The following is a 2,065-nucleotide window of genomic DNA, read 5'->3' on the forward strand; positions in this document are numbered from 1 at the left end:
CTGGGGGCGTTGCCCCCCAGTGCGCCCTTCGGCGCACGGCACCCCCCAACCTGAAAACAAAAACCGGGGGGCGATTCAGGACGTAGGAAACCGCTACAAAGGCTCCAGGGGTACCAGGAAGGCGGCAAAACCGACAGCAGATGGGGCAGGGGACTGCAGCAGCTGTCCGCTCGTTAAACGCCTGTCTTTTCAGACATGTGCTCGCTACACTGCGGAATCAATTTGGAGTTGTCCATGCCCTACTGCTTGCAAATCATTTCTGATCCCGATTCGGCGGATTCGTACCGCTGGATGATTCTTGAACAGGAGCCGGATGAGGCGTTGATTTTCAAGCCTCATTCAGCGGCCGAGTGCGACTTTGATTCCTGGGCTGCTGCTCTCGATGCGGGCACATTGGCCCTGGCCCACGCCGAGGGCCAGCCCTATGAAAATGAAGCGGCCGATCCGGTAGGTGACTCAGATTGTGCGGGTTAAAGAAGCGCAGCCGTTAGCGCAGCCAAACGAGATAATTTCATATCGCATTCGTATTGCATAACGTATCGTATCGATACATAATACCGATACGTTAATACGAAAGGCGTAGCATGGCTCGGATTGGTGTGACGGCGGAACAGGTCTCAGCGGTAGCTGACGCACTGGTGGGCGAGGGTAAAACGGTGTCCATTCGATCCGTCCGTGAGCGTCTTGGTGACAAAGGCAGCCCGAACACGATTCAAAAGCACCTTGCAGCTTGGCGCGATGCCCGCCCTATGGCTTCGGCTACGGCATTGGAGCTGCCGCAGGGCCTGGCAACCGCAATTGCTGCTGAAATAGGCCGCGCTGCGGCCCAGGCAAGGGCCGAAATCGAATCCAGGCTCGTGGAGGTACAGGCAGAAGCCGCGGACCTGGCATTTGCAGGAGAAGCGCTGGAAGACGAACGGGACGCGCTGCAAGCGCAAATCGCGGCGTTGACTACTGAACGCGACACCCTTGCAGGGAAGGCTGCTCAGCAAGCGGCGGATCTGTCGGATCTGGTGGACCGTGTTGAACGTGAGCAGCAAGCGGCCGAGGCCGCGCGTGTCGAGCTGGCCAAGGCCAGCCTCAGGGCTGAAGGGTTGAATGAGCGGTACTCGTCGCAGACCAATGAGCTTGAGCAGCTGCGAACGGCAATCGACACTGAGCGGCGTGCGAGGATCGCCGCCGAGCAATCGGCCGCAGTCCTGGGAGCGCGGCTTGAAGCGTCGGCGGATTTGGCGTCGCGATCAGAGGCGCGCGCTGTGGCTGCTGAACGCCTAGCGGAGCAAGCAGCTCAGGAGCTGCGCAAGGTTCAGGCGGAGAGAGAGGATGCCCGCAATTCGGCTGCCGAGGCGAGAGAGCAGGGCGCTCGCCTCTCAGGCCAGGTCGAACTATTGCAAGCTGAAGCGAGGCGCAGAGAAGCCGTTGAATCTGCGCAACGTGAAGAACATGAGCGCTTGCGCGCGGAGTTGGAAAGCCTTCGCGTAGCTGCTGCTGGAGCCGCTGGTGCGGCCCGCTAACGTTCTAATTCCGGTGTTTTCTCAGCGGGTTGGCGTTCGGCATTTTGTGCGTTGGCACGCACTCTCTCAAGGATGATCGAGCGCTCTCGCGCATTGAAATCCCCTCTGTCCAATTGCGAATTGATCGCAGCCATCTTTTCTTCATGGCTGAGAACGCGATATTGGTCGGTGTCGCTTGCCGGGAAAATTTGGTGCTGCCGGGTGTTTTCTCTAAGCCCGTGCGCGACGTGGTGCACCACCTGAGCAAGTCCCCAGGCTTGCAACGGCTCGCTCTGGTCTACTACTGACTTCTGCCATGCATGATTAAACGCTGTCGCGTTGTACTTGCTGCCGCCGTTGGCGTGGACGGTTTCAGCCATGAGGCTGAAAATCTCTTCGGCTTGCTCACTCTTTCGCAGATTTGGGTAAGCGTCTTCGACCGCTTTCCAATACGAATCCCGCAATGCACCAGGGTGTTTTCGAGATTCAATAATCGCGTCGATCAGGGCTCGTTTTTCTGCGCCTGAGAAAGTATTGATGCCGGAATGTCCAATTCCTTCGTGGGCGAGGGT

Annotated in this window: 2 protein-coding genes and 1 pseudogene; 2 read left to right on the forward strand and 1 reads right to left on the reverse strand. The window is 58.5% G+C overall.

The features are described 5' to 3' along the window. Positions 1–234: 234 nt before the first annotated feature. Positions 235–474, forward strand: a complete 240-nt coding sequence (locus tag DBR23_RS21675; RefSeq protein WP_146191402.1) for a hypothetical protein — start codon at positions 235–237, stop codon at positions 472–474. Between the two features lie 110 nt (positions 475–584). Further along, positions 585–1,514, forward strand: coding sequence for a DNA-binding protein (locus tag DBR23_RS21680; protein ID WP_108499555.1), 930 nt, complete (start codon positions 585–587; stop codon positions 1,512–1,514). Here the strand turns inward: DBR23_RS21680 and DBR23_RS29745 are convergent. Then, positions 1,511–2,065: pseudogene (locus tag DBR23_RS29745) on the reverse strand (hypothetical protein); the annotation flags it as partial. The gene DBR23_RS21680 and the pseudogene DBR23_RS29745 overlap by 4 nt on opposite strands.

Origin of the sequence: Acidovorax sp. HMWF018 (genome assembly GCF_003061035.1) — a bacterium.
Taxonomy (GTDB): domain Bacteria; phylum Pseudomonadota; class Gammaproteobacteria; order Burkholderiales; family Burkholderiaceae_C; genus Acidovorax; species Acidovorax delafieldii.